This window comes from Phenylobacterium sp., from assembly GCF_036263695.1.
GTDB lineage: Bacteria > Pseudomonadota > Alphaproteobacteria > Caulobacterales > Caulobacteraceae > Phenylobacterium.
The window spans coordinates 1-24,607 of record NZ_DATAGM010000348.1 but is presented as its reverse complement, the minus strand read 5'-3'; the positions used below and the strand labels follow the sequence as shown (position 1 = coordinate 24,607).

Below are 24,607 nucleotides of genomic sequence, written 5' to 3'. Positions count from 1 at the left end.
TCGCCAAGCCCCGGGTCGACATCGGCCTGTCCACCAACGACCTCGAGCCCATGCTGGCCTTCTGGCAGGGCGAGGCGGGCGTACCCTTCGACCACCTGCTGAAGATCCGTCGCGGCCAGGACCAGCATCGGCACGACGTGCTGGGCAGCGTCTTGAAGATCAACCACCACGCCGACCCTCTGCCGGATGCGGCGCCCAGCGGCTACCGCGAACTGATCATCGCCCGCAAAGGACTGGCCTCGCCTCGGGCGATGAGCGACCCTGACGGCAACCGGGTCCGTCTCGTCCCGCCCGGGACCGAGGGCGTGACCCAGATCGGCGTGCGCCTCGCGGTGCGGGATCTCGACGACCACCGGCGCTTCTACGGCGAGGCGCTGGGCCTGCCGGAGGCGTCGTCGGCGACCGGCGCGGCCTTCCGGGCGGGTGAGAGCCTGATCCTGCTGGAGGAGAGCCCGGACGCGCCCTCGGACGCTGGCATGCGCGGCCGCGGCTGGCGCTACATCACCTTCCAGGTGTTCAAGGTCGACGAGGTCCACGCCGGCGTGCTGGCCAGGGGCGGGCGCGAGGCGATGGCGCCGACCACGCTAGGCACGACGGCCCGCATCTCCATGGTGCGGGACCCGGACGGCAACTGGATCGAGCTCTCCCAGCGCGCCTCCATCGTAGGCAGCCTGGATTGACCTCGCCTCTCACGCGACATTGATATCCCTCCGCCATCCCGCACCCTAGAGTAGGGACGCTTGGGGCGGTTTGGGGGCGTTTGGCCAAGGCCATGGATGGGGGGATGCAGGGCGGCGCGCGCCTGCTGGTGGAAACCCTCTACCAGGTGGCCGCGGACCCGGAGTGCTGGGAACAGCTGATCGAGGCGCTCGAAGGGGCCGCCGACGAGCCGCCGGCGCCGGTGGCCGCCGAGCTCGGCCGTATCCATGGCCTGGCGCAGATGGTCCGCCGGCAGGGCGAGGGCCCGGCGCAGCGCGGCGAGGCGCGGCCGGAGATGGGCTGGCTGCTGCTGTCGCCCCGCCGCACGGTGCTCGCCTGCAATCCCGCCGCCCGCGCCGCGCTCGAGCCGGACCTTGCGCAGGTGCGCGCCGGCGCGCACATCGGCTTTGTCGACCCCGCCAACGCCGAGGCGCTGGAGGCGGCCCTGGCCGACGCCCGCCGCTCCGGCCGCCAGACCATTCTGCGCCTGGAGCGCGAGGCGGGCTCGGCGCCCGCCTTCGCCTATGTGGCTTCGCCGAGCGTGCTGGAGGACGGCCCGGCGAGCGCCGAGCCCGGCGCATTCGCTCTCGTCTTCCCCTCGCCGGATCCGGCCGAGCGGCTGTGGAGCAGCATCCGCGAGAGCTTCGGCCTGACGCCGGCCGAGCTGCGCCTGGCCCGCAAGCTGCGCGATGGGTTGACCCTCTCCGACGCGGCGCAGGACCTGAACGTCAGCGTCAACACCGTGCGCAACCAGCTGCGCGCGATCTTCGACAAGATGGGCCTGAAGCGGCAGGCCGACCTCGTCCGGGCGCTTACCGAGCTGGCGGCTCTGGCAGGCGCGCTGTCGTCGGCGAGACCGGCCGGAGACGACGAGACGCCGCCGATCCGCCACATCCGTCTGGGCGACGGGCGGCGGCTGGCGTATCGCGAGTACGGCTGCCCGGACGGGCGGGCGGTGCTGGCCTTCCATGAGGGCATGGGCTCGTGCCTGCTGCCGGCCGAGACCTCCCGGATGGCCCGCGAGCTCGGCCTTCGGCTGGTCTGCGCCGACCGGCCGGGCTTCGGCCAGTCGGACCGGCGCGCGGACTACGGGTTCGGGGCCGTGGCCGAGGACATGGTCCAGCTCTGCGATCGCCTGGGCCTGCAGCACGTCGTCCTCAGCGGCCTGCTTTCCGGCGCCCCGTCGGCGCTGGCGACCGCCATCCGGCTGGGCGATCGCGCCCGCCTGGTCATGGTCTGCTCGGGGCGCCCGCCCAGGATCACCCGCGCCCGCGGCCCGCTTGGCGAGTTCCGCGCCCGCCTGGAGAGCCATCCCTGGGTCGTTGAGAGCTTCTTCGCCATCCTGCGCCTCCGGCTCTCGCCGGGCCTGGTGCAGAGGCTGATGCGCCGCTCATCCGAGTTCTCGGATGGCGACCGGGCGTGGTTCGACGCCAATCCCTGGGTCGCGGAATATGTGACAGCCTACGTCGGCGAGTGCCTGGCCCACGGCGCCCGGGGGATCGCCGACGAGATCGGCGCCTTCCGCCGGTCAGGCAACATGAGCCTGGCGGGACTCTCAGCCCCGGTCGCCGTGTTCCACGGAGCGGAGGACACCTTCAACCCCCTCTCCGACATGCTGGACTACCTCGGCGAGCGCGCCAGCGAAGTCACCGTCTTCGACGCGGTCGGCCATCTCGCCGCCGCCAGGCACTGGCGCCAGCTGCTGGAGCGCGCGGCGGGGTAGCGGCCCTTCCTTTCCCGCGACGCGGGAGAGGGGGCCCGCCCGCCGAAGCCCGCGGAGGCCGGCTGAAGAGCGGGTAGGGGAGAGGAAAAGCCCCTACCGCGGCCTCTCTCCCGCTTCACTGGATGCTGTTCGAAGCGCCGCGCGCGCGGCGTGCCCTTACCACCACCCGCTCTTCAGCCTTCGGCTTCGGCAGGCGGTCCCTTCTCACGAATGGGAATGGAAAGAGGCTCCCGTAGTCCGTTTGCGTCATGCGGCGCGGTGCGGGCGCGTGCTCGAAAGCGGCTGATGACGACAGTGGCTTTCACCTTCAGGCGTGGCGCACGCACCCGGCTCATCGCAGGTCTGGTGCTGGCGCTCGCCGGGACCGCTGCGGCAGCCCAGACCGACCCCTTCGGGGCGCTGCATCCGGCGGCGCCAGGCGCCACCTCGTCCGGCCGCACGGGCTCGACCTCGGTCACCGGGGCAGTGGGGCGGTCCTATGCGGGGGCGCAGGCGGGCGGGCTGGTGAGCCTGGCCCAACTCGACCTGACGCCCGCGAACATCCCGCCGCTGACGCCGACGCTGCAGGTCACCGGGGCCAAGTTTCTCGCCGGCCGCGCAAAGATCGCGGTGCCCACCTACGCGCTGGCATTCGTCCACGGCGCCGAGGTCAGCGCCTTCGCCGGCGGGGCCGGATCGTCCATGGCGGGGCGCCGGACGAAGATCGCCACGCGGCTGACGGGCCTCAGCGACACCCAGGCGGCGGCGCTGGCGGACGAGGCTTACCGCGACCTGGTGGGCCGGCTGCGGGCCGCCGGATTCGAGGTGGTCTCGCCCGAGGTCCTGGCCGCGGCCCCGCATATGGCCAGCCTTTCCACCCACGACGGCGTCTATGGCGCGCAAGGGATGATCGGGGGCGGCGGGACCAAGGGCTGGATCTCCTACCCGCCGAAAGGGGCGCCGCTGATCAAGGGCTACGCCGGCGAGAGCGGAATGGCGATGATGGCCATGTCGCGCTCGCTGCTGACCCTCGGCCACGTCAGCAAGGAGGTGGACGCGGTCCTGCTGCTGCCGCGGCTGATCGTCGATCACGTGACCATGGAGAGCACCGGCCGGCGCAACTTCGTGGGCTCGGCCCAGGCGGGCGCCGAGTTGCAGTTCGGCCTCAACGCCGCGAGCCGCACCGACTTCATCTTCGGCAACGAGCGGGGCGGGGCGATGCCCGGCGCCTTCACCACCAAGGGCGCCTCCAGCCACGAGCCCTTCGGCATCATGGCCAAGGCCTCGGACCGCTCCGACAGCGTCGGGCTGCACAACGCCTTGGCCGTGGCCGGCTTTGGCTCGGTCTACCGCCAGAGCCTGGTCTACGACGTGGAGGTCTCGCCCAAGCGCTTCGCTGCGCTCACCCGGGCGGCTTTCCAGGGCTACAACGCCGCGCTCGTCGCGGAAATCCGCCGCGCCCGAGGGGGCGGCTGAGCCATGTTTTTCCGGGGGAGCTTTCCGATGAGACTTGCGATCTGCAGCGCCGCGGCGCTGCTGGCGATGGCGCACGCCGCCTTCGCCCAAACGGCCGACGCGCCGCCGGCCCCAAGCTCGGCGGCGACCGAGGAGGCGCCGGCGCAGCAGCTAGCCCCTGCGCCGGCCGCCGACCCCAACGTCTACCAGGTGCTGCGCCCGGGCGACCGGGAGCTGAGCTGCCAGGCGCTGGGCGATGAAGCCAACGCGCTGAACGCCAGTCTGCTCGCCGAGCAGAAGGCCGCCGCCAAGAAGGCCGGGCGCGGCCGGCTGGGCCGCCAGGTCGCCGGCAACACCGCCGGCGGGGCGATGAAGATCGGCGGGCGGATGATGCTGGGCCGGGTGATCGGCGGCATGACGCCCTTTGGCGGCCTGGTGGCGGTGGCCGCCAACGACGCCCTGGCCGACTCCGCCGGACAGGCCATCGCCCGCGGCGACGAGGCCGAGGCGGCGCCAGTCGTCAGCCCCGAGCAGCAGCGCATGAACCACCTTCTCGGCCTCTACCGCGAGAAGGGTTGTTAGGGCCGGCGACGGGGGCTCGGGGGAGCTTCCGAGGCCGGCTTTCTGACCCGGGCGCAGCCCCTCCCAAGCGGCTGCGCTCGTTGTCCTTCCCTCCCTGAGCCGCCATGCTGCGGCCAGGGAGGACTTTTCGCATGACGACACGTGCTTTGGTGCTGGGCGGCGGCGGGCCGGTGGGGATCGCCTGGGAGTGCGGGCTGATCGCTGGCCTCCACGCGGCGGGCGTCAACCTGGGCGAGGCCGACTTCATCATGGGCACCTCAGCCGGCTCCTTCGTCGGCGCGCGGCTGGCCATGGGCGCCGAGCCGAAGAGCTTGGCGGCGCCGATCCTGGCCGAAGCCGAGCGGCCGCAGCGGGCGGCGCCGGCGAACGGCTCGGCGCCTGAGCGGCCGGCCGACACCAGCGCCCTGATGCAGATGCTGTCCGGAGAGGGAACGGCGGGCCTCTCTCCCCAGGAGACGATGCAGCGGATCGGCGCCTTCGCGCTGAACGCCCGGACCATGAACGAGGACGCCTTCATCGGCACCTTCGGGAAGAGCTTCGCGAGCCTGCCGGACGACGCCTGGCCGCCGAAGGACTACGCCTGCACCGCCGTCGACGCCGAAAGCGGCGAGTTCCGGCTGTGGACGAAGGAGTCGGGCGTCGGCGTGACCCGCGCCGTGGCCTCCAGCTGCTCGGTGCCGGGGATTTACCCGCCGGTCACCATCCAGGGCCGCCGCTACATGGACGGCGGGATGCGCTCGGGGACCAACGCCGACCTCGCCAAGGGCCACGACAAGGTGCTGATCATCGCCCTGCGCATCGGCGGGACCGGCCCGGCCGCCGAGCGCGCCGCCAAGCGCCTGGCCTCCGAGGTCGAGGCGCTGACGGCGTCTGGCGCCCGCGTCGAGGTGATCACACCCGACGAAGCCAGCCAGTCCGCCTTCGGCCCCAACCTCATGGACTTCCGCCGCCGGCCAGACGCGGCCCGGGGCGGCATGGCCCAGGGCGAGCGCGAGGCGGAGCGGATCGGCGGGTTCTGGTCCTGATCCTTCCTCTCCCATGAATGGGAAGGGAACGGCGCGGCTCAGGCCTTCACGACCTTGGCGGCCAACTCCTCCGGCAGCCGGGCGGTCGCGTTGCGGGTGTCGACCACGAGGGGGACGGCCTGGGCCAACTCCGCGTAGTCAACGCCGTCGTGGTCGGTGCAGATGACGGCGCAGTCGTAGGCCGCCAGGGCCTGCCTGCTCCAGGCTATACTGGACATGCCGGCCACCTCCGGGTGCTCGGGCATGTCGAGGGCGTGGGGGATGAAGGGGTCGTAGTAGTCGACCTCGGCGCCGCGGCCGCGCAGCCGCTCGATGATCTCGAGAGAGGGGCTCTCGCGCATGTCGTCGACGTTCTTCTTGTAGGCCAGGCCGACGACGAGCACCCGGGCCCCGCGCACTGCCCGGCCGAGCCGGCTCGAGAGCGCTTCGGAGACGTGCCCCACCACCCGGCGCGGCATGGCGGTCACCACGTCGCCCGCCAGCTCGATGAACCGGGTCGCCTCCCCGTGGGCGCGAGCCTTCCAGGTCAGGTAGAAGGGGTCGATGCCGATGCAGTGGCCGCCCAGGCCGGGGCCCGGATAGAAGGGCATGTAGCCGAACGGCTTGGTCTTGGCCGCCTCGACGACTTCCCAGATGTCGATGCCGAGACTCTCGTAGACGACCTTCAGCTCGTTCACGAGGGCGATGTTGACCAGCCGGAAGACGTTCTCGGTCAGCTTCACCGCCTCGGCGGTCTTCAGGTCGCTGACCGGCACCACCTGGGTCAGGGTGGCGTAAAGGGCGACGGCCATCCGCCGCTCGGGCTCGGTGTCGGCGCCCACCACCTTGGGGATCGAGGTCGCCCCGAACTGGATGTTGCCGGGGTCCTCGCGCTCAGGACTGTAGGCCAGGGCGAAGTCGGCGCCAGACTTGAGGCCGCCGGCCTCCAGGATCGGCCGGATCAGCTCCTCGCTGGTGCCGGGATAGGTGGTGGACTCCAGCACTACCAGCTGGCCGGGGCGCAGGTGCGCCGCGATGGTGCGCGCGCAGGCCTCGACGAACGACAGGTCCGGCTCGCGGTGCACGTTCAGCGGCGTCGGCACGCACATGAGCAGGGCGTCGGCCTCCGCGAGCCGCGACGGATCGCTCGTCAGCGCCAGCCGCCCGCTGTCGCGCATGGCCGCGACACGGGCGTCGTCGATGTGGCGGATGTAGGTGCGGCCGGCGTCGATGGTGGCGATCTTCTCGGCGTCCGGGTCGAAGGCCAGCACCTTGAAGCCCTTGCCGAGGAAGCCCTCGGTGAGCGGCAGGCCGACGTAGCCGAGGCCCAGGATCCCGACCGTCAGCTCGCGGGCGGCGGCGCGCCGCTCGAACTCGGCGGCCATGGCGTCGGCGGCGGCGACGGCTACGTTCATGCGGCCTTTCCGTGGAAGCTGCGGATGGCGTCGATGATCTGCGACTGCACCTGCGGCTCCAGATAGGGGTGCATGGGCAGGCTGATGACCACGCCCGACTTGGCCTCGGTCACCGGCAGTCCGCCGGGCGCCTTGGGGAAGCCAGCATAGACGGCCTGCTGGTGGATGGGGATGGGATAGTAGACGGCCGTTGGGATGTCGCGGCTCTTCAGATGCGCGGCGAGGCCGTCCCGGTCCGTTGTCTCGACCGTGTACTGGGCCCAGACAGAGCGGCCGCCGTCGATGACGGCGGGAACCTTGACCACGTCCGACAGCGCCTGGGCGTAGCGGTCGGCGACCTCGTTCCGCAGGCGGATCTCGTCGGCGAAGATTTTCAGCTTCTCCAGCAGGACGGCGGCCTGGACCGTGTCCATCCGGCTGTTCATGCCGATCCGCAGGTTGAGGTACCGGGGGTCGTGGCCGAAGTCGCGGCCCTCTACGTCCGACTTCACCGCCTGGCCGTGTACCCGCAGCGAGACCAGAACGTCGTGCAGCCGCTCGTCCTTGGACAGCACCGCCCCGCCGTCGCCGTAGCAGCCGAGCGGCTTGGCCGGAAAGAAGCTGGTGGTGGCCACGTCCGCCCAGTGGAGGGGGTGCCTGCCCTCCAGCGTGCAACCGAAGCCCTGAGCGCTGTCGGCGATCAGCTTCAGGCCGTGCGCCTTGGCGATGCGCGAGATCGCCGGGTAGTCCGCCGGCTGGCCGAACAGGTCTACGGCGATGATCGCCTTGGGCGTCAGCCGCCCCTCGCGCTTCACCGCCTCGATGGCGGCCTGGAGGCTTTCGGCATCGAGGTTGTAGGTGTCCGGGTCGATGTCGACGAACACCGGCTCGGCCCCGACCAGCGGCACGACCTCGGCGGTCGCCGCGAAGGTGAAGCTCGGGCAGAAAACGGCGTCGCCACGTCCGACGCCGAAGGCCATCAGCGGCAGGATCAGGGCGTCGGTGCCGTTGCCGCAGGAGAGGGCGAACGGCGCCTCGCCGAACGCCGCCAGCTCGCGCTCGAACTGACCGATCTCCGGGCCCATGATGTAGGCGCCTGAGCGGACCACCTTCAGGATGGCGGCCTCCAGTGGCTCGCCCAGGCGTTGGCGCTGGGCCTGCAGGTCGATGAAGGGAATGGCCATCCGCCCGTCCTCAAGTCTTGGAGCGGGCGCCTTTTAAGCTGCGTCGGGGGCCCTCTCCAAACACGCTTGGTGACGCGGTGTTGCCGCGCGCCGCCGGCCTGGGCCAAATGCGCGCCCAACCGGAGGAGCCCATGGCCGAGCGCAAGCACCGTTACGAGGTCGAGGTCGTCTGGACCGGGAACACCGGCGAGGGGACGAAAACCTACCGCAGCTACAGCCGCGACCACGAGATCCGCGCCGAGGGCCGGCCGCCGATTCCGGGCACCTCCGACCCGCTGTTCCGCGGCGACAAGACCCGCTGGAACCCCGAGCAGCTGCTGATCGGCGCCCTCTCGGCCTGCCACCAGCTCTGGTACCTGCACCTGGCCGCTGAGGCCGCCGTGGTGGTCACCGCCTACGAGGACCGGGCCGAAGGGCTGCTGCTGGAGAGCGACGACGGCGGCGGGCGGTTCTCGAAGGTGGTTCTGCGCCCAATGGTTACCATCGCGCAGGGCTCGGACCCGGAGGTGGCGCAACGCCTGCACCACCCCGCGGCCGAAAAGTGCTTCATCGCCTGCTCGGTCAACTTCCCCGTCGAGCACGAGGCGACGGTGGTGGTGGGGGGATAACCTCCTCTCCCCCGACGCGCAGCGCGAGGGGAGAGGATTGAGGAGAGGGGCGGCGCAAGTCTCGCCGCCCGCTCCGGATAGTCGACCGAACTGCGTAGGTGGTCACGCCGCGATCGGGCGCCGGAACGTCCGCGCATTTGAAGGCGCCGCTGCACCCCTCTCCCGGCCTCTCCCCTCGGGCTTCGCCTCGGGGGAGAGGAGGGAGGAGAGATCAGATCTGCCGGGTGCGGCCCGCCCAGAAGGGCTCGCGGACCTTCTTGCGCTGGATCTTGCCGGCCGGGCTGCGGGGCAGCTCGTCGACGAAGTCGAGGGTCTTGGGGACCTTGTAGCCGGCCAGGGTCTTGCGGGCGAACTGCAGGATCTCCTGCTTCAGCTCCTCGGAAGGCGTGAAGCCGTCGCGCAGGTGCACGATCGCCTTGACCTCTTCACCCCACTCTTCGTTCGGCACGCCCACGCAGCAGACGTCGTCCACCGCCGGGTGCTTGACCAGCTCGTTGTCGATCTCCTGCGGGTAGATGTTCACCCCGCCCGAGATGATGGTCTCGGCGTCGCGGCCGGTGAGGAACAGGAAGTCGTCCTCGTCGAAGTAGCCGACGTCGCCCAGGGTGAAGAAGTCGCCCACCCGGCTCTTGGCGGTCTTCTCGGGGTCCTTGAAGTACTGGAACCCGCCGCCCGGGGGCAGCTGGTGGTAGATGGTGCCCGGCACGCCCGGCGGGCAGTCGTTACCCTCGTCGTCCAGGATCCGCACCTGCAGCAGGGCGGGCCTCTTGCCGACGCTGCCCGGCTTCTTCAGCCACTCCTCGGCGAAGATGAAGAAGCCCGCGCCGCCTTCCGAGCCGGCGTAGTACTCGTGAACGATCGGGCCGAACCAATCGATCATCGCCTTCTTCACCTCGGGCGGGCAGGGGGCCGCGCCGTGGATGATGTATTTCACGTGGCTGACGTCGTACTTCTTCTTCACCTCGTCCGGCAGCGCCAGCAGGCGCTGGAACATGATCGGCACGAGGTGCATGTGGGTCACCTTCTTCTCCGCGATCGTCTTTAGGACGAGCTCGGAGTCCCACTTGTCGATGAACACCAGCGGCACGCCGTTGGCCATCGAGGCGCGCACGTCGAAGGCCAGCGGGGCGGCGTGGTAGGCCGGGCCGGCGCACATCTGGACGTGCTCATCGCGGTTGTAGTCGGCGCGGGTCGAGGCCGCCGAGGCGGTCGGAACCACCGGGTTGGGGCGGTAGACGCCCTTGGGCCGGCCGGTGGTGCCCGAGGTGTACATCATCTGGTTGCCGAGCGTCGGATCGGTGATGTTGCTCGGGTCCAGCGGCGCCAGCGCCTCGTCGTAGTTGAGGAAGCCTTCGACGTCGCCGTCGATGGCCACCTTCAGCAGCAGCAGGTTGGACTCGTCCCCCGCGATCTTGCCCGCCGGGTAGCGCGCCTCGGCGAACAGCGCCTTCGCCTCGCAGTCGGAGACGATGTAGGAGACCTCGTCCGCCTTCAGGTGCCAGTTCACCGGGGTGATCCGGAAGCCGGCCCGCTGGCAGGCGGCCAGCACTTCGACGAACTCAGCGCGGTTGGAGCAGAGCAGAGCGACGGCGTCGCCGGCCTTCAGGCCCGCATTGCGCATCAGGCGCACGAGGCGGTTGGCGTTGTCGTTGACCTGCTTGAAGGTCCGCGTCCGCCCGGAGGGCTCGAATATCTGCACCTTGTCCGGCTGGACGTCGGCCCAGACCGCCTGGGTCATGCCGGTCAGGGCCGCCTGGCCGAGCCGATCCGCCAAATCCGCAACGCGGTCCTGTACATCCGTCATCAAATTCCTCCCGGGGCGCGCCCGCTCGTTGAACCGGCGGGGGCGTCAAAATGAATGGCGAGGCGGCGACCTTCGCGGTCGGCCCGGACCAATATGTCCGCGAAAGGCCGCCCGCACCGTCCTCTGAGCCCACTATGGCCGGGGATTTCCGCATGGGCAATTCCGGCGGCTGATTCTGGCGGAGGCGCCAAAATCCCGGCGCGCGGCTACTTCAGGTTCTGCGCCACCCAGTCGAGGCGGGCCTTCAGGTGATGCTCGCGGACCGCGGGGCCGTCGGATCCGAACTCCAGCAGGGGCTCGCGGGCGGTCTCGAATTTCGGCCAGGCGGGACCGCCGGCGCTGTCGGGATCGCCCCGCTTCGCGAATGCGGCCCAGTAGGCGTTCATCGCCTCGGCGAGCGGCGCCTCGTGGGCGGTGAGCTTCTGGGCCGCGCCGCCGAACACGTAGCGGATCTCGGCCGTGTGGCGCGCGCCCATGGACGCGGCCCGGCCCTCCGGCGGGACGTAGGAGAAGTAGTAGAGCCAGGTCGGCGCGGCCTTGCTGTGCAGGCGGGCGAGGTTCCGGTCGGGCTCGGTGACCAGTTGGGCGGTGACCAGGTCGTTGACGATGCGGGCCTTGTCGCCGGTCCCTGCGGGATCGAAGGCGGCCAGCATCGCCTCCCGGCCTTGAGTGATCGCATCCAGCTGCGCAGGCTGCGGGCGGACCAGGCTGGCCTCGTTGGAGTTGCCGCCGATGATCAGCGGGATTTTCATCTGCTTGCCGGCGGCGAATCCCTCCGCGATCCCGCCCTGGATCAGGCGGCCGTCGGCGATGGGGTAGGGCCCGTCCGGCGCACCGATCAGCGGGCCGCTCGGGAAGGCGCTGAGCGGCAGCTTGCGCAGTGCGGCGGCGGCGGCGGCGTTGTCCCCGGCGACGCCGGCCTTGGCGGCCGCGGCGGCGCCCAGGTCCTCCATGGTCTTCAGCGGCCGGGGCTGGGTGCGGGCGAAGCCGGACTCCACGATCGCCTTGTGGAACAGCCCCTTGGCGTCGGGCGCCAGCATCAGGAACAGCGTGGAGATGCCGCCCGCCGACTCGCCGAAGACGGTGACGTTGCGCGGATCGCCGCCGAACGCGGCGATGTTGTCCTTCACCCACTTCAGGGCGTGGATCTGGTCCATCAGACCGTAGTTGCCGGTGCGGCCGCCCTCCTTCGTCAGCGCCGGGTGGGCGAACCAGCCGGCGCGCCCGAGGCGGTAGTTGAGGGTGACGAGGACGATGCCCTTCTTCGCGAACTCGCCGCCGTCGTGCACCGCGCCGAAGCCGCCGGTGGAGTCGCCGATCGCGAACGCCCCGCCGTGGATCCAGACCATCACCGGCAGCTTCGCGCCCGGCTTCGCGTCGGCCGGCTTGGTGACGTTAAGGTAGAGGCAGTCCTCTTGTTTGGCGCAGCCGGTCGCCGGCGCCGTCGCCTCGCGCACCTCGCTCCAGGCTTTGGCGGGTTGTGGCGGGCGCCAGCGCAGCTCGCCGACGGGTGGGGCGGCGTAGGGCAGGCCCTGGAACCGGGCGACGCCGTCCTCCACGGCCCCGCGGACCGGGCCGGAGCGGGTCTTCACCACCTCGGCGGCCGCGGCCGAGGCGGGGGCCGGCGCCTCCTTCGCCAGAGCCGCCGCCGGCGACAACGTGAGGACCAGCGCCGCAGCGGCGGCCAGCAGGCGATATAGGACCACCGAAACCTCCCCCGATTTTTCGAAGCTTCGGTCTAGCAGCCCGCCGCCTCCGGCGTATGTCGCCAAGGAAAACCGGCATGACCTGGTCCGGGCTTCCCGTCGGGATGATAGTTAGGTAACCAACCTAACTTCGGGGGTTGGCGGCGCCGCACCCGGCGCGGCACAATCAGGTCCATTGGACGACGGACATTTCGTATGAGTGATTCACACCCCAGCCGGCGGGGTGCGGGCGATGTCTGACTCTGCGGCCCCAAGCTTCGGGCAGGTGGACGTCAAGGCGATGCCGGGGGTCCTGAAGCGGATCATCCGGCTGGCCCTGCACTATCCCGGGGGCGTCGCCCTGGCGATCGGCTGCTCGCTGGGCTCGGCCATCGCCAGCCTGACGTTGCCCAAGCTGTTCGGCCACGCTGTCGACCAGGCCACCCGGCTGCTGTCGCAGGGCCCGACCCTGGCGGAAGACGCCCGCAACGCCCTGCTGGTCACGGCGGGCCTGGTGATCCTGGCCTCGACGGTGCGCGGTTTCCTCACCGGGTTCGCCGGCTACGTCGCCGAGGTGGTCAGCCAGAAGGTCGGCTACGACCTGCGCATCGCCTTCTTCCAGCAGCTCCAGCGGCTGTCGTTCGGCTTCCACGACCGCATCCACTCCGGCGACCTGATCACCCGCGGCATGCTCGACCTGGAGGGCGCCCGCGCCTTCATCCAGGGCGGGATGATGCAGACCTTCACCCTGGTGCTGCTGCTGACCGTCGCCACGGCGATGATGTTCGCCACCGACTCCACCATGGCGGTGATCGGCCTGCTGTTCGTGCCGATCGCCGGCTTCGTGCTGGCCAGGATGGGCTTCCTGCTGCGGGTGACCTGGCTGAAGGTCCAGCAGCTGCAGTCGATCCTCACGCTGACCATGGAGGAGAACCTCCAGGGCATCCGGGTGGTCCGCGCCTTCAGCGGCAAGAAGCACGAGCTCTCCAAGTTCGACCGGTCGGCCGAGGATGTGCTGCAGTACTCCTATAAGCGGATCACGCTGCGCTTCCGGGCCATCTCGGTGATGACCCTGTCCTTCTACGGATCCATGGCCCTGCTGCTCTGGTATGGCGGGCACAAGGTCGCGGCCGGGCAGATCTCGGTCGGCAAGCTCACCGAGTTCCTCACCTACATGACCCTGCTGCAGACCCCGATCCGGCAGATCGCGATGATCTTCGCCTCGGCCGCCCGCGCCACCTCGTCCGGCGGGCGGCTGTTCGAGGTGCTGGACCTGGAGCCCGACATCGCCGACGCGCCGGGCGCCCAGCCCCTGAAGCCCGCCAAAGGCGTGCTGCGGTTCGAGCACGTGGACTTCGCCTACGATGCGGGCCGGCCGATCCTGCAGGACATCAGCTTCCAGGTCGGGCCGGGCGAGACGATCGGCATCGTGGGCCCGCCCGGCAGCGGCAAGTCGACCATCGCCCAGCTAATTCCGCGCTTCTACGACGTGACCGGCGGGCGGATCACCATCGACGGCCAGGACGTGCGCGAGGTCACCACCGCCTCCCTGCGCGAGTACGTCGGCCTGGTGCAGCAGGAAGCCTTCCTGTTCGACACCACCGTCACCAACAACATCGCCTACGCCGACCCATGGGCTAGCGAGGACCGGATCGTCGGAGCTTCGCGCACGGCGCAGCTGCACGACTACATCGCCGCCCTGCCCGGCGGCTACGAGACCCGCGTCGGCGAGCGGGGCGTGGCCCTCTCTGGCGGCCAGCGCCAGCGGATGAGCATCGCTCGCGGCGTCGTGCCGGGCCCGGGGATCATGATCTTCGACGACTCCACCGCCGCGATCGACGCGGTGACCGAGAAGAAGGTGCGCGAGGGCATCAAGCAGGCCACCCGCTCGATGGCCACGGTGATCATCGCCCACCGCCTCTCCTCGTTGATGCACGCCGACGAGATCCTGGTCATCGACGAGGGCCGGGTGATCGAGCGCGGCACGCACCCGGAGCTGATCGCCAAGGGCGGCGTCTACGCCGACCTCTACGCCCTGCAGACCCGCACCGAGCAGGGCGGGGTGATCGACGACGAAGCAGCGCCGGCTGCGGCGCCGACCGTGGAGGCGGCCCGGGTATGAGCGACTTCGCCTTCGAACGCGACGGCACGGCGGCCTCCAGCGCGCCCCGCCGCCCCCGCGCCAGCCTGGGCTCGGCCGAGGCCGAGGAGATCTTCGCGTCGTTCGACCCGAAGATCCTGCGCCGGTTCTTCGCCTTCCTGAAGCCGCACAAGACCTACCTGATCCTGGCCCAGGTGGCGGTGCTGGCTTCAGCCGCCACGGCCATGTCCATCCCCTTCATGATCGGCCGCGCGGTCGACGCGGCCGCCAAGCGCGACCCGTCGCGTCTCGACGACATCGTGATGGTGTTCGCCGGCCTGGTGCTGCTGAATGCCGGGGCCTTCTTCCTCGAGCAGTGGATGAGCGCCCGGCTGGCCCAGAAGGTGATCTTCGACGTCCGCCGCTCGATGTTCAGCCATTTCCAGGACGTGTCGCTGTCCTTCATGGACAAGACCCACGTCGGCCGGATCATGGCCAGGCTCCAGGGCGACGTGAACTCGCTCCAGGAGTTCCTGGAGAGCACGACGGGCGCGCTGGGCGACCTCGTGCTGCTGATCGGCATCGCCATCGTGCTCCTGGCGACGGACCTGCAGCTGGGCCTGCTCACCCTCACCGTCATCCCCATGCTGATCGCCGTCCGCGCGGTCTGGCTGCCGTTCTCGAAGAAGACCTTCCGGCGGGCGCGCGACGCCAGCTCCACCGCCAACTCGGCGCTGGCCGAGAACATCCAGGGCATCCGCACCATCCAGGAGACCCGGCGCGAGGCGATGAACTTCGAGCTCTACAAGGAGAAGGCGCTCGAGAACATGCACGCCCAGAACGGCTCGGCGAAGCTCACCCAGGTGATGGTGCCAACGGTGGACGTGCTGACCGGTTTCGCCATGGCCATCGTCGTCGTGGTGGGCGGCAACGCGGTGCTGGGGGGGCGGCTGGACGTCGGCGTGATGGTCGCCTTCATCTTCTATGTGCAGCGGTTCTTCGACCCGGTTCGCATGCTGTCCATGCAGTACACCATCATGCAGCGGGCGATGGCGGCCGGGCACCGAATCTTCGAGGTGCTCGACGTGCCCGTGAGCATCAAGGACAAGCCGGGCGCCGTCCGGCTCGGCCCGGATGTCGAGCCGACGGTCGAGTTCAGGAACGTCACCTTCGGCTATGACCCCAAGCGGCCGGTGCTGCACGACATCTCGTTCAAGGTGAAGCCGCACGAGGTGGTGGCCCTGGTCGGGCCCACGGGCTCGGGCAAGACCTCGATCATGTCCCTGACCCACCGCTTCTACGACGTGGACAAGGGCCAGGTGCTGGTCGGCGGCCACGACGTGCGCGACGTGGAGCTGGAGAGCCTCGGGCACGTGATCGGCATGGTGCTGCAGGAGCCCTTCCTGTTCACCGGCACCATCGAGGAGAACATCCGCTACAACACCTCGGCCACCCTCGAGGAGATCACCGAGGCGGCGAAGGCGGTCAGCGCCCACGACTTCATCATGCGCCTGCCGGAGGGCTATCAGACGCGGCTCGGCCAGCGCGGGCGCAACATCAGCCTCGGCCAGCGCCAGCTGGTCAGCTTCGCCCGGGCGCTGGTCGCCGACCCCAAGATCCTGATCCTCGACGAGGCCACGGCCAACATCGACAGCTTCACCGAGCAGGCCATCCAGAAGGCGCTGAAGGTGCTGTTCGCCGGCCGCACCTGCATGGTCATCGCCCACCGGCTGGCCACCATCCGCGACGCCGACCGGATCGTCGTGCTGCAGCAGGGGCGGATCATCGAGGAAGGCCCGCATGACGAGCTGATGGCCCACGAAGGCCTCTACGCTAGGCTCTACCGCTCGGCCCACGCCTCGTTCGACGACGCCACGGTGGCGGCGACGGGCGACGCCGAGTTCGCGATGCGGACCTAGGTTTTCCGGAACACGAAAACCTCGCCCGACGCCCCGAGCGGGACCGGCGGCCGGTCGGGCACAAGTCCGGCCTCGACTGCGAACGAGGTGGGATCGCCGGCGTAGAAGGTGAGCCGCTCTGAGGAGCGCCGCTCCTCCTGGCCGCGGGCGTTCAGCAGGACGTAGTCCAGCACCTGGTCGTAGCGGCCGATGTCGGGACGCCGCCGCCGCTCGCGGATGAACAGCTGGAGCACCCGCCCGCCATCCACCCGCACCGCCAGCACCGGCTCCTTCGGCCCCTTCGGCGGGGGCTGGTCGAGGGAGCCCTCGGTCGGCATGTGGAAGGCCGCCAGGGCGCCGGGCGCAAGTCGCGGGGCGAGCCCCGCGAACACATTGCGCCAGGCCGCGCCGCGGGGCGCGTGGGCCAGGGTGAAGAAGGGATAGATGGCGGCGGCGAACGGGCCGTCCACCGAGAGCGCGGTCATGTCCCCCTGCACGAACGTCAGGCGTCCTGCGACCTGCGGGTCGGCCGTCGCGAGCTTGGCGCGGGCCTGGCGAAGCATGGTGGGCGCGAGGTCGACGCCGACCACCTCGAAGCCCTTTTCCGCCAGAGCGAAGGCGATCCGGCCCGTGCCGGTCCCGACCTCGAGGATGCGCGAGCCGGCCGGCGCGAGGCCGGCGTAGAGCTCGATGTCGCCTTCCAGCGAGCCGTCCATGGCGGTGAGCAGGTCGTAGTAGGCCGCGCTCAGGCTTTGTTCGGCGTAATAGGGGCGGACCTGGACCATCGCTCGTGCGTTTGGGCCTCGCGAATTGCGTCAAGTCAATCCTGCGACCATGCTGCAGGCCAAGCTTGTCGAGCCACCACAAGGAGCGCCGCCTTGATCGTTAGCCGCCTCGTCCGCCTGGCCCTGCTGATCGTCGCCCCGCTGGCGCTCGCCGGCTGCGGCTACAACACCATCCCCACTAAGGAGGAGCAGGCGAGGGCCAAATGGGCGGACGTGCAGAGCTCTTATCAGCGTCGGGCCGACCTGATCCCCAACCTGGTGGAGACCGTGCGCGGCTATGCGGCTCAGGAGCGGGCGGTGCTGACCGAAGTCACGCAGGCCAGGGCCCAGGCCACCCAGGTGCAGGTGGACGCCTCGACGATCACCGACCCCGCCGCGATGGCGCGCTACGCCGCCGCCCAGGACCAGCTGTCCGGCGTGCTCGGCCGCCTGATGATGATCCAGGAGCGCTATCCGGACCTGAAGTCGAACCAGAATTTCATGGCCCTGCAGAACGCCATTGAGGAGTCCGAGAACCGGATCAACATCGCCCGGCGCGACTACAACGAGGCCGCCCGCGACTACAACACCACCCTGCGGACGTTTCCGGCGGTGATCTGGGCCAAAACCCTGCACTCCGGCTCCAAGCCGATGCAGCTGTTCAACGCTTCGGCCGGAGCGCAGACGGCGCCGACCGTCGACTTCGGCACCGTCGGGGCCGCCCCCGCAGCGCCCGCGGTCACCACCGGACCTGGCGGAGCGGCCACGCCCACGATCCCGGGCTCGGCCCCACCGGCGGCCTTGCCGGCGCCGGCCCAGCCCGTTCCGGCGCAATGACGCGCCACGCAGGACCGCTGGGGCTGGTCTCCGCGGTCCTCGTCATCCTGCTGACGGCGGGCCTGGCCCTCGCCGCCCCTAAGTTCCCGCCGCTGACCGGGCGCGTGGTGGACAACGCCAACATCATCTCGGCCGCGAACGAGGCGCAGCTCACCCAGGAGCTGGCCGCTCTCGAGCAGCAGACCGGCCGGCAGATGGTGGTCGCGACCATCCCCGACCTCGGGGGCTACGACATCCGGGACTACGGCTATCAGCTCGGCCGCACATGGGGGATCGGGCAGAAGGGCGAGGACAACGGCCTTTTGTTCATCGTCGCGCCCAAGGACCGGCAGGTGCGCTTCGAGGTCGGCTACGGGCTTGAGCCGGTGTTCACCGACACGCTGTCGTTCCTGATCCTGCAGGAGCGGGTGCTGCCGAAGTTCAAGGCGGGCCAGATGGAGGCGGGCGTGCTCGACGGCGCGCGAGCCGCTATCCAGCAGCTCGCGCTCCCAGAGGGTGATGCGAAGGCGCGCGTTGCGGCGGCCCAGGTTCGGCCGGCGCAGCAGAGCGAAGGCGGCGGCGTCCCGGTCTTCCTGATCATCATCATCATCTTCCTCGTGCTCAGCCTGCTCGGCGGCGGACGGCGTCGGCGGCGGGGCGGCGCGGCCTGGCTGCTGCCCCTGATCCTGTCCAGCGGCGGCGGCGGTCGTTCCGGCGGCTGGGGCGGTGGAGGCGGAGGTTTCGGAGGCGGCGGCTTCTCCGGCGGCGGCGGCTCGTTCGGAGGCGGCGGATCGTCGGGTCGGTGGTGAAGATGCTGACGGATCAGGAGCGCCGGGAGATCGCGGAGGCGATCGCCGCGGCCGAGGCCCGCACCAGCGGCGAGATCTACTGCGTGCTGGCCGCCCAATCCTCCGAGTACCGGGAGACCCCGCTCGCCTGGGCGGCGGGCGCGGCCCTGCTGGCGCCGGCGCTGCTGCTGCTGTTCGGCGTCGAAATCTCCGCGCCGCCGGCGATCACCGGCTGGACCGTGGGCCAACTCGGCGCGGCGGTGGAGACGGCCGCGCGCGCCGCCCTCGTCGGGGCCATCCTGCTGCAGGCCTTGCTGTTCACCGCCGTGGGCCTGATCGTGGCCTGGACGCCGCTGAACCTGTGGCTCACCCTGCCCGGCCTGAAGCGCCAGCGGGTGCGCCAGCGGGCCCAGGAGCTGTTCTTCGCCAAGGGGGTGCACGAGACCGCCGGGCGCACCGGCGTCCTGGTTTACGTCTCCCTCGCCGAGCATCGCGTCGAGCTGGTCGCGGACGACGCCGTAGACGCGGTGGTCGAGCAGGGCGCCTGGGACGCGGTTGTCGCCGATCTCGTCAAGGAGCTTCGCTTGGGACGGCCGGCCCAGGGCCTGATCGCCGCCGCCGCCCGCTGCGGCGACATCCTCGCCCGCCACTTCCCGCCGGGCCCGCAGAATCCCAACGAGCTGTCTGACGCGGTGGTGGAGCTGCGCTGAGCTTCCCTCCCCATGAAGGGGAGGGAAGAATTCTCACCGCGACTGCAGCCGCGCGAACTCGGCGTAGGCGCCGCCGCGGGCCATCAGCTCGGCGTGCGAGCCCTCCTCGCGCACCTTTCCGTCCTCCAGGAAGACGATCCGGTCGGCGTGGACGATGGTGGAAAGGCGGTGGGCGATGATGATCACAGCCCGGTCCTTGGAGGCTTCCTCCAGGGCGGCCACCAGGTAGCGCTCGGTCTCCGGGTCGAGGGCCGATGTGGGCTCGTCGAGCACCAGGATCTTCGACTCGCGCAGCAGCCCGCGGGCGATGGCGACGCGCTGCTTCTGACCCACCGACAGCTTGCCGCCCTTGGCGCCGAGGTCGGTGTCGTAGCCCTCCGGAAGGGCCATGATGAAGTCGTGCGCGCCGGCGACCTTGGCGACCCGCTCGATCTCCTCGCGGCTCGCGTGCGGCTTCGCATAGGCGATATTGGCGGCGATGGTGTCGCCGAACAGGTGGGTCTCCTGGAAGACGTAGGTCACCTGGCTGCGCAGGCTCTCCAGCTTCACCCCGTCGAGGTCGTAGCCGTCGATGGTCACCTTGCCGCTGGTCGGGCGGTGGAAGCGGGGGATGAGGTAGGCCAGCGAGGTCTTGCCGGCCCCGGTCGGCCCGACGATGGCGACGATCTCGCCGACGCGGGCCTCGAAGTTCACCGCGTCGAGCGCCTTGCGGCCGTCCGGATAGACGAGGGTGACGGCCTCCATCTTCACGCCCTGGCGGATCGGCGGCAGGACGCTCGCGCCGAGGTCCTGCTCCACCGGCATGTCCATCAGCTCGAACACCCGCTTCAGGCCGGCGGCGTTGTCCTGCAGGTCGACCCAGAGGCGGCCGGTGAGGATCGCCGAGCCGGCCATGCTGGCGAAGTAGATGGTGATGACCATGTAGTCGCCGACCGACATCTCCCCGGCGATGATCTGGGCGCTCACCACCAGGAAGACGGCCGAGAGCAGCAGCTGCTGGGCGAGGCCTGAGGCGACCAGCACCAGGATGTTGGCCAGCACCACCCCGCGGAACCGCCGGAAGGACTCGGCGCTGGCGGCCGCGAACCGCGTCCGCTCGCGCTTCCACCCGCCGAGGCTCTGGATGGCCAGGATGTTGCTCATCCCCTCCTCGATGGCGCTGGTGGTGTCGCCGCCCGCCAGCCGCGACTGGGTGGAGCGCCGGCGCGCGAAGCCGGCCAGCGGCAGGGTCAGCAGGAAGGCGGCCGGCGCCACGGCCAGCGCCGCCCAGACCACCTCGGGCGCATCGCCGAAGCTGAAGGTCAGGACGTAGCCGAGCGCGGCGATAGTCAGCACGGTGGTGATCGGCTGCTGGATCAGCGTCTGGCACACGGCGCTGATCATCGGCGTGTCGTACATGACCCGGTAGAGGCTGTCGCCGATCCGGCGGTCCTCCAGGGTGGTCATCGGCAGCGCCTTAATCCGCTCGAACAGCTGGCAGCGGTAATAGTGGTTGAGCGCCTGCGAGAACCGCAGCTCCCACCGGTACTCCAGGAACCCCCAGATCCCGGACGCGTAGCTGCGTCCGCGGTTGGCTTCGTTCTCGGTTCGTGTGGCCGTGTCCTGCCCCTCGGCCAACTGGGCGTCGGTGGAGTCCCGGCCGGCGGCGCCTTGTCCGAAGACGCCGAAGGTGAGCAGGAAGCCCGCCGCGAGCAGGACGGTGGCGAAGGCCACCTGCTGGGGGCTCCAGCCGATCATCATCTCCATGAACGGCTGCAGGAACGGCGGGAACTCCGCCACCTCGGCCGGGGTGACCGGTTTCCTGAGCACGACGTAGTCGGTGAGGATCTTCAGCGGCCAGGGCGCGACCACCGAGGCGACGACGGCGATGCTCGCCAGCACCAGGCCCACGACGAACCGGCCCCGCATCGGCCAGATGTAGGCTAGCGCCCGCGCCATCAGCCACAGGGTCTCCTTCAGGCCGATGTGTTCGGCGCGGTCCTGCCGCGGGCCGGCCGCGGCGGCCGGGGCCAGGCTCTTGAGTGTCGCGTCGGTCATTCGGCGGCTCCGGCCAGCGCCGGCTCGCTTTCGGCGGTGACCAGCTTGCGATAGCCGCCGCCGGCCATCTGCATCAGCTCGGCGTGGCTGCCGGCCTCGCACACCTTGCCGCCGGAGAGGTAGAGGATCTGGTCGGCCTGGCGGATGGTGGACAGCCGGTGGGTGACGATGAAGATCGCCCGCCCCTCGCCCCATTCCTTCAGGTTCTTGAGCACCCGGTGCTCGGTTGCCGCATCCAGCGCCGCGGTGGGCTCGTCGAGGATCAGGATCGGCGCATCCTTGATCACCGCCCGGGCGATGGACAGCCGCTGCCGCTGGCCCGCCGAAAGCCGGCCGCCCCGGTCGCCGAGCACGGTGTCGTAGCCCTCGGGCAGGGCCATGATGAAGTCGTGGGCGCAGGCCACCCGCGCGGCCGCCTCGACCTGTTCGCGGCTGGCGTCGGGCACGACGTAGCGGATGTTCTCGGCGATGCTCATGCCGAACAGGATGTTCTCCTGCAGGGCGATTGAGATGTTGTCGCGAAGGCTCTCCACCTGCAGGTCGCGGATGTCGCGGCCGTCGATGGTGATGCGGCCGCCCTCCGGATCGAACAGGCGCAAGGCCAGCGCCATCAGCGTGCTCTTGCCCGATCCAGTAGGGCCGACGATGGCGGTGATCGTTCCCGGCCTCGCGGTGAACGACACCTCCGACAGGATCGGCCGCCCCGGCTCGTAACCGAAGCTCACCTTCTCGAAGGCCAGCGCGGTCTCGAACGGCGGCATCGGGATGGCGGCCGGCTTGTCCTGGACGTCAGGCTCGATGTCGAGGATGTCGAACACCCGGTGCAGGCCCATCGCCTGGTCTTGGGCGAAGGTCCACTCGCGGGAGAGGGTGCGCACATCGACCGCGCTCTCGAAGAACTTGTCCTGCACCCAGCGGAAGGACTGCACGTTCCAGACGGTGAACGACAGACCGACCAGTCCGATCAGCCCCGCCGCCGCCGCGGGCCGGCGCTCGGCGGCCCAAACGGCCATGAAGTAGAGGCCGACCAGCAGCACGATCCCGGTGAGCACGAAGCTGACGATCATCGTGAGGGCCGCCAGGCTCCGAGCCTTGAACGCGGCGTTGAAGGCGACCACCGACTCGTCCTCGAACCTGGCCTGCTCGGCGTCCTCGCGGCCATAGGCCTTGATCACCCGAAGCCCGGAGAAGATCTCCTGGATGCGGCTGGTCAGGTCGCTGTTGCGCTCGCGTGCGACCAGCGCGCGGGTGCGCAGGCGCGGCGAGAACCAGCGCGCCCAGGCCAGCACCGGAATGCCGATCCCCGCCGCCAGCAGGGCCAGGAAGGGATCGAAGAACATCAACAGGAACACCGCGGAGACCAGGGCGGTGATCATCGAGAAGGCGGTCACCAGCCGAGTGATCACCTGCGTCACCTGGGCGCTGTCCTGGTAGATCCGGTAGACCGCGTCGCCCACCCGCTGCTCGGCGTGGTGGCGCATCGACAGCTTGTGCCAGCGCTCCACCAGGGCCACCCGCAGGTCCTGGTTGATCATCTGCTGGATCCAGGTGGAGTAGTAGCGCAGCGCCAGCGCGCCCGTGCGTTCCAGCAGGAAGGCGCCCAGCGCCAGACCGATCCACCACCACTGCAGCGACAGGCGCTGCTCGGTCGTCAGCCGGGCGGCCTCGTCGTCGGCCATGCCCGCCCCCCCGACGATGCCGGCGAGCAGCGGGCTCAGCGGCTCGCCCACCAGGATGGATTTGTAGAGCAGGTCGGCGACGATGGCCGTTAGCAGGGCCAGCACGAACTTCCGGACCCAGTCGATCAGGTAATAGTAGAGCAGGTGGCTTCCAACCCGGAACGAGGCCACGAAGGCGCCCTCCCGCCGCTCGAACCGGACGAACCAGCCCGCCGCGAAGGCGGCCCAGGTCCCCAGCGCAGTGAACTTCGGCCCGTAGCCTTCCGAGGTGACCCAGAACAGGAAGGTCGCCAGGAACCCGGCGAGCGCTCCGGCGATGGCCACAGCCGCCTGGACCTGGTTGCGGGTGAACAGCGTGGCCCAGGCGCACAGCGCCATCGCCACGAACAGCCCCTCGCCGATCAGGCTCCAGCGCACCGCCGTGGCGCTGGTCCCCGTCGCCGCGCCCAGCACCATCCAGGCGACCAGGGCGGTCACCAGGAACGGCATGTAGAGGTAGCCGCTCGGGTGGGCGTCCTTGGCCGCTTCGGCCGGGCCCGTCAGGGCGCGGCTGGCCCAGCGGCCCTCGACGTAGCGGTAGAGGAACGGCCACGCGCGCCAGACCAGCTTGAAGACGCCGCCGAAACTGTAGTGGTCGGCGCGGTGGTCGCGGTCGCGATCCTTCGGCAGGGGCGCATCGCCCCATACCGGCAGGACTCGCCCCCTGCGCGCCTCGTCCAACATGACGCCGATCCTCCCAGATCGACCCCGTTCCGGAAGCCGAACGCTCGAGCGCGTCGCACGCCCTTCGGCCGTTGTGCGGTCCGGACGGGCCTTTCGTTGTTTTGTAGTCAGGAGTGTCGGTCAGCGCTTCGAAGGGCGTCAAGCGAAGTTCGATGACCGACCTGAAACGGGCGCCCAAACTCTGGGCGCCTGCTGCCTTTCGCGTGACGGGGCGCCGATAAGCGATTGATCCGTCGGCCTGACCCGGCCATGCGAGCCTCAGATGCGGGTGCTTATCATCGATCCAGACGAGGCGCGGGCGGCCTTGGTCGCCGAGGGCCTGAGCGAAGTTCGTCCTCTCGAAGTGACGCGTGCGTCCACCTTCGAGGAGGTGGAGGCCGACCTGCCGCGCCTGGCGCCCGACGTCATCGTCATCGCCTGCGAGAGCCCGGACCGGGACACGCTGGAGAGCCTGCGCGAGACCAGTCGGATCAATCCGCGCCCGGTGGTGATGTTCGTGGACCGCTCCACGCCGGGCTTGGCCGAGGCGGCGGTGCAGGCCGGCGTCGCCGCCTATGTGGTCGACGGCCTGGCCCCCAACCGCGTACGGCCGGTGCTCGAGGTGGCGATGAGCCGCTTCTCGATCATGCAGCGGATGCGAACCGACCTCGACAAGGCCAAGGCCGACCTGGCTTCGCGTAAGACCGTCGAGCGGGCCAAGGGCCTCTTGATGAAGGAGCGCGGGCTCGACGAGGACGCCGCTTACCGAACGCTCCGCAAGCTCGCCATGGACACCGGCCGGCCGCTGGCGGCGGTGGCCACCGACCTCCTCACCTTCGCCGGCGTCCTCAAGGGAGACGACAAGTGAGCCTCGAGCAGCGCGAGCTTCGGCTCGGGTTCATCGCCCTGAACGACTGCGCTCCGCTGGCCGTGGCCAAGGAGAAGGGCTTCTTCGAGGATGAGGGGCTGGCGGTGTCGCTGAGCCGCGAGGCCTCATGGGCCAACATCCGCGACAA

Annotated in this window: 20 protein-coding genes; 13 read left to right on the top strand and 7 right to left on the bottom strand. The window is 70.2% G+C overall.

Annotated elements, in window-relative coordinates:
- The 5 genes from VHK87_RS14095 to VHK87_RS14075 form a co-directional block, all read left to right on the top strand.
- Positions 1 to 680, top strand: a 680-nt coding sequence (locus tag VHK87_RS14095) for a VOC family protein (protein ID WP_329635523.1), incomplete at its 5' end; no start/stop codon positions are given.
- A 104-nt stretch (positions 681 to 784) separates the two neighbouring features.
- Positions 785 to 2,422 (top strand): alpha/beta fold hydrolase, encoded by a 1,638-nt coding sequence (locus tag VHK87_RS14090; protein WP_329635522.1) that lies wholly within the window; start codon positions 785 to 787, stop codon positions 2,420 to 2,422.
- Positions 2,423 to 2,707: 285 nt separating this feature from the next.
- Positions 2,708 to 3,877, top strand: coding sequence for a hypothetical protein (locus VHK87_RS14085; protein ID WP_329635521.1), 1,170 nt, complete (start codon positions 2,708 to 2,710; stop codon positions 3,875 to 3,877).
- Between the two features lie 27 nt (positions 3,878 to 3,904).
- Entirely contained in the window at positions 3,905 to 4,438 is a 534-nt protein-coding gene (locus VHK87_RS14080; RefSeq protein WP_329635520.1) for a hypothetical protein, read from the top strand.
- 131 nt (positions 4,439 to 4,569) lie between these two features.
- Positions 4,570 to 5,463 (top strand): patatin-like phospholipase family protein, encoded by an 894-nt coding sequence (locus VHK87_RS14075; protein ID WP_329635519.1) that lies wholly within the window; start codon positions 4,570 to 4,572, stop codon positions 5,461 to 5,463.
- Between the two features lie 38 nt (positions 5,464 to 5,501).
- On the opposite strand, the gene VHK87_RS14070 is transcribed toward VHK87_RS14075, so the two are convergent.
- Positions 5,502 to 6,857 (bottom strand): nucleotide sugar dehydrogenase, encoded by a 1,356-nt coding sequence (locus VHK87_RS14070; protein WP_329635518.1) that lies wholly within the window; start codon positions 6,855 to 6,857, stop codon positions 5,502 to 5,504.
- Positions 6,854 to 8,020 carry a DegT/DnrJ/EryC1/StrS aminotransferase family protein gene (locus VHK87_RS14065; protein WP_329635517.1) on the bottom strand — a complete coding sequence of 389 codons (1,167 nt, stop codon included), beginning with the start codon at positions 8,018 to 8,020 and terminating at the stop codon, positions 6,854 to 6,856. Before VHK87_RS14065 ends, VHK87_RS14070 begins: the two co-directional genes overlap by 4 nt.
- Positions 8,021 to 8,151: 131 nt before the next feature.
- Here VHK87_RS14065 and VHK87_RS14060 point away from each other — a divergent pair, with 131 nt between their 5' ends.
- Entirely contained in the window at positions 8,152 to 8,628 is a 477-nt protein-coding gene (locus VHK87_RS14060) for an OsmC family protein (RefSeq protein WP_329635516.1), read from the top strand.
- A 211-nt stretch (positions 8,629 to 8,839) separates the two neighbouring features.
- On the opposite strand, the gene VHK87_RS14055 is transcribed toward VHK87_RS14060, so the two are convergent.
- Positions 8,840 to 10,432, bottom strand: coding sequence for an AMP-binding protein (locus VHK87_RS14055; RefSeq protein WP_329635515.1), 1,593 nt, complete (start codon positions 10,430 to 10,432; stop codon positions 8,840 to 8,842).
- Positions 10,433 to 10,638: 206 nt separating this feature from the next.
- Positions 10,639 to 12,138, bottom strand: coding sequence for a carboxylesterase/lipase family protein (locus tag VHK87_RS14050; protein WP_329635514.1), 1,500 nt, complete (start codon positions 12,136 to 12,138; stop codon positions 10,639 to 10,641).
- A gap of 232 nt (positions 12,139 to 12,370) precedes the next feature.
- On the opposite strand from VHK87_RS14050, the gene VHK87_RS14045 reads away from it, so the two are divergent.
- Complete coding sequence (locus VHK87_RS14045) at positions 12,371 to 14,239, top strand: ABC transporter ATP-binding protein (protein ID WP_329635513.1); 1,869 nt, start codon at positions 12,371 to 12,373, stop codon at positions 14,237 to 14,239.
- A complete protein-coding gene (locus VHK87_RS14040; RefSeq protein ID WP_329635512.1) occupies positions 14,236 to 16,116 on the top strand; it encodes an ABC transporter ATP-binding protein in 1,881 nt (626 codons plus the stop codon). Before VHK87_RS14045 ends, VHK87_RS14040 begins: the two co-directional genes overlap by 4 nt.
- On the opposite strand, the gene VHK87_RS14035 is transcribed toward VHK87_RS14040, so the two are convergent.
- The gene (locus VHK87_RS14035; RefSeq protein ID WP_329635511.1) at positions 16,113 to 16,880 is read right to left on the bottom strand and encodes a class I SAM-dependent methyltransferase; all 768 of its coding nucleotides are present in this window, start codon (positions 16,878 to 16,880) and stop codon (positions 16,113 to 16,115) included. The two genes, VHK87_RS14040 and VHK87_RS14035, sit on opposite strands and share 4 nt — an antisense overlap.
- A gap of 93 nt (positions 16,881 to 16,973) precedes the next feature.
- On the opposite strand from VHK87_RS14035, the gene VHK87_RS14030 reads away from it, so the two are divergent.
- The 3 genes from VHK87_RS14030 to VHK87_RS14020 are packed head-to-tail and all read left to right on the top strand — an operon-like array spanning position 16,974 to position 19,173.
- Positions 16,974 to 17,696, top strand: a complete 723-nt coding sequence (locus VHK87_RS14030; RefSeq protein ID WP_329635510.1) for a LemA family protein — start codon at positions 16,974 to 16,976, stop codon at positions 17,694 to 17,696.
- On the top strand, positions 17,693 to 18,484 hold the full coding sequence (locus VHK87_RS14025) for a TPM domain-containing protein (protein ID WP_329635509.1): 792 nt from the start codon (positions 17,693 to 17,695) through the stop codon (positions 18,482 to 18,484). Before VHK87_RS14030 ends, VHK87_RS14025 begins: the two co-directional genes overlap by 4 nt.
- Before the next feature lie 2 nt (positions 18,485 to 18,486).
- Positions 18,487 to 19,173 (top strand): TPM domain-containing protein, encoded by a 687-nt coding sequence (locus VHK87_RS14020; RefSeq protein ID WP_329635508.1) that lies wholly within the window; start codon positions 18,487 to 18,489, stop codon positions 19,171 to 19,173.
- A 33-nt stretch (positions 19,174 to 19,206) separates the two neighbouring features.
- On the opposite strand, the gene VHK87_RS14015 is transcribed toward VHK87_RS14020, so the two are convergent.
- Both VHK87_RS14015 and VHK87_RS14010 read right to left on the bottom strand, forming a co-directional pair.
- A complete protein-coding gene (locus tag VHK87_RS14015) occupies positions 19,207 to 21,210 on the bottom strand; it encodes an ABC transporter ATP-binding protein (RefSeq protein ID WP_329635507.1) in 2,004 nt (667 codons plus the stop codon).
- Positions 21,207 to 23,612, bottom strand: a complete 2,406-nt coding sequence (locus VHK87_RS14010; RefSeq protein ID WP_329635506.1) for an ABC transporter ATP-binding protein — start codon at positions 23,610 to 23,612, stop codon at positions 21,207 to 21,209. The genes VHK87_RS14015 and VHK87_RS14010 overlap by 4 nt, the downstream gene beginning before the upstream one ends.
- A 262-nt stretch (positions 23,613 to 23,874) precedes the next feature.
- On the opposite strand from VHK87_RS14010, the gene VHK87_RS14005 reads away from it, so the two are divergent.
- A complete protein-coding gene (locus tag VHK87_RS14005; RefSeq protein WP_329635505.1) occupies positions 23,875 to 24,459 on the top strand; it encodes an ANTAR domain-containing response regulator in 585 nt (194 codons plus the stop codon).
- Positions 24,456 to 24,607 (top strand): ABC transporter substrate-binding protein (locus VHK87_RS14000; RefSeq protein ID WP_329635524.1); only part of this gene is annotated, 152 nt, incomplete at its 3' end. The genes VHK87_RS14005 and VHK87_RS14000, both read left to right, overlap by 4 nt.

What these genes read in the sequence shown, in the direction of transcription:
- VHK87_RS14090 (WP_329635522.1), top strand. Translation starts at nt 785, where the DNA reads ATGCAGGGCGGCGCGCGCCTGCTGGTGGAAACCCTCTACCAGGTGGCC.
- VHK87_RS14085 (WP_329635521.1), top strand. Translation starts at nt 2,708, where the DNA reads ATGACGACAGTGGCTTTCACCTTCAGGCGTGGCGCACGCACCCGGCTC.
- VHK87_RS14080 (WP_329635520.1), top strand. Translation starts at nt 3,905, where the DNA reads ATGAGACTTGCGATCTGCAGCGCCGCGGCGCTGCTGGCGATGGCGCAC.
- VHK87_RS14075 (WP_329635519.1), top strand. Translation starts at nt 4,570, where the DNA reads ATGACGACACGTGCTTTGGTGCTGGGCGGCGGCGGGCCGGTGGGGATC.
- VHK87_RS14070 (WP_329635518.1), bottom strand. Translation starts at nt 6,857, where the DNA reads ATGAACGTAGCCGTCGCCGCCGCCGACGCCATGGCCGCCGAGTTCGAG.
- VHK87_RS14065 (WP_329635517.1), bottom strand. Translation starts at nt 8,020, where the DNA reads ATGGCCATTCCCTTCATCGACCTGCAGGCCCAGCGCCAACGCCTGGGC.
- VHK87_RS14060 (WP_329635516.1), top strand. Translation starts at nt 8,152, where the DNA reads ATGGCCGAGCGCAAGCACCGTTACGAGGTCGAGGTCGTCTGGACCGGG.
- VHK87_RS14055 (WP_329635515.1), bottom strand. Translation starts at nt 10,432, where the DNA reads ATGACGGATGTACAGGACCGCGTTGCGGATTTGGCGGATCGGCTCGGC.
- VHK87_RS14045 (WP_329635513.1), top strand. Translation starts at nt 12,371, where the DNA reads ATGTCTGACTCTGCGGCCCCAAGCTTCGGGCAGGTGGACGTCAAGGCG.
- VHK87_RS14040 (WP_329635512.1), top strand. Translation starts at nt 14,236, where the DNA reads ATGAGCGACTTCGCCTTCGAACGCGACGGCACGGCGGCCTCCAGCGCG.
- VHK87_RS14035 (WP_329635511.1), bottom strand. Translation starts at nt 16,880, where the DNA reads ATGGTCCAGGTCCGCCCCTATTACGCCGAACAAAGCCTGAGCGCGGCC.
- VHK87_RS14025 (WP_329635509.1), top strand. Translation starts at nt 17,693, where the DNA reads ATGACGCGCCACGCAGGACCGCTGGGGCTGGTCTCCGCGGTCCTCGTC.
- VHK87_RS14020 (WP_329635508.1), top strand. Translation starts at nt 18,487, where the DNA reads ATGCTGACGGATCAGGAGCGCCGGGAGATCGCGGAGGCGATCGCCGCG.
- VHK87_RS14015 (WP_329635507.1), bottom strand. Translation starts at nt 21,210, where the DNA reads ATGACCGACGCGACACTCAAGAGCCTGGCCCCGGCCGCCGCGGCCGGC.
- VHK87_RS14010 (WP_329635506.1), bottom strand. Translation starts at nt 23,612, where the DNA reads ATGTTGGACGAGGCGCGCAGGGGGCGAGTCCTGCCGGTATGGGGCGAT.
- VHK87_RS14005 (WP_329635505.1), top strand. Translation starts at nt 23,875, where the DNA reads ATGCGGGTGCTTATCATCGATCCAGACGAGGCGCGGGCGGCCTTGGTC.